Annotated in this window: 1 protein-coding gene; it reads left to right on the top strand. The window is 40.3% G+C overall.

Going from position 1 to position 268, the window contains the following annotated elements; translation table 11 throughout:
- On the top strand, positions 1-268 hold a 268-nt coding region (locus tag AAEY72_RS15060), incomplete at both ends, for a HAMP domain-containing protein (RefSeq protein WP_352311372.1).

Raw genomic sequence — 268 nt, forward strand, 5'->3', positions numbered from 1 at the left:
TTACTGCTCAGTATTCTAGGCGCATGGATTATCTCGACCAATACCATTAAACCAATAAACAGATTACATAAAGCCATGGATAAGGTGACCCAAAAAGATCTTAGCCATCGCTTGCCTGAGCATAAAGAAGACAAAGAATTCAAAATGTTGATTGATGCATACAATATGATGCTCGATCGCCTAGAGGACAGTTTTCAACAAGTTTCTCGTTTTACGGCTGATGCCGCTCATGAGCTAAAAACACCACTTACAGTGCTAAGAGGTAAGC

The organism is Psychrobacter sp. W2-37-MNA-CIBAN-0211, from assembly GCF_040309405.1.
Taxonomy (GTDB): domain Bacteria; phylum Pseudomonadota; class Gammaproteobacteria; order Pseudomonadales; family Moraxellaceae; genus Psychrobacter; species Psychrobacter glaciei.